Consider the following 1,174-nt stretch of genomic DNA (forward strand, 5'->3'; position numbering starts at 1 on the left):
AGAAAAATCCTCGGGCAGTTGACCCAAGATGAACACCTGGGTTAAAAATCCGGACGGGTGATGCGTTAGGACATTAGGTGTTCACGTTCGCCCGGAATAGGTGTTCATCTTCGCCGGAATACGCACGCGCCTTGTTGGTTTTGGTGGAAGGTTTGATGCGCCGCCGGACAATGGACTTATTAATGGCGAGCGATGCTTGCTGGTAATCCGCCCAGGTTAAACACAGGAGTTCGCCGGTCCTGGCCCCGGTTTCAAAGGCGAGGGTAAAGAACACCTTGGCTTGACCTTGCAGGGCGTTGAGAATCGCCGCCTTTTCTTTTGCGGTAAACGGGTTCAGCGGCGGCTTTTGATGTTTGGTGTTGCGAAAGTTAGCGGCTGGGTTGTACTCGATCCACAGGTCATCGACCGCTTGGGCAAACACCTGGCGCAATGGCACAATGCAGTTTTTGCGTGTCTTGCCGCTGGGCCAGTCAATGGCGTTGTCGATGCGTTTTAGGTCTCTAAACTTAATCGCATCAACCGGGATTGGTGCCAATGCCGGTAGCCAGTATTTATTCAGTGCGTGGCGGTAGCTCAATACGGTGGAATGCGCCGCGTCCAGGTTTTTCAAATAGTCTTCGGCTAACTCAAAAAAGGTCGGTGCATTCTGTTCATGGGCTTCCAGCCCAAGGCGTAACCGATCTATCCGTTGTTGTCGCAGCTTGGCGGCATAGGCAAGATTGGTCTTGTTGGGTTTTTTGGCAACGGTTTCAAAGTACCGCCTGCCTTTGTACTGGTAACTGATTTCGATATGGTTGCCGTGGGGCCTAACCCCTGTTGGATAATCCATTCGTCGACGGCCCTCGGGTTAATCAGGGTGGTGCGACCGATCACACTGTAGTGAACCCCTTTGATCCACCAGCGATCAATCCAGCCCCTGACGGTTGATTCAGGGATGCCGCTTTGCTGGCAGTATTTGCGTTTGGTGATATGGAAAACCATGGTCAAGCCCGCCTTAACGTTACGCAGGACTCAACAATACGCCGTCCATAGCCCGCACTCAGCTATTTGCATATTCCGGCCGAAGTCGAACAGCTATTCCGGCGCATCGTGAACACCCAATCCGATCCAACGTGAACACGCATTCCGGCCCATGGTGAACACTTTGCCGATTTTTCCGGAATCGGTGTTCATC

At 52.7% G+C, this 1,174-nt stretch carries 1 protein-coding gene; it reads right to left on the reverse strand.

Going from position 1 to position 1,174, the window contains the following annotated elements; translation table 11 throughout:
• Window positions 1–73 precede the first annotated feature (73 nt).
• A complete protein-coding gene (locus FKG94_RS28590; protein WP_142930359.1) occupies window positions 74–829 on the reverse strand; it encodes an Arm DNA-binding domain-containing protein in 756 nt (251 codons plus the stop codon).
• Between the last annotated feature and the right edge of the window lie 345 nt (window positions 830–1,174).

The sequence above is a fragment of the Exilibacterium tricleocarpae genome (assembly GCF_007004655.1).
Lineage (GTDB): Bacteria > Pseudomonadota > Gammaproteobacteria > Pseudomonadales > Cellvibrionaceae > Exilibacterium > Exilibacterium tricleocarpae.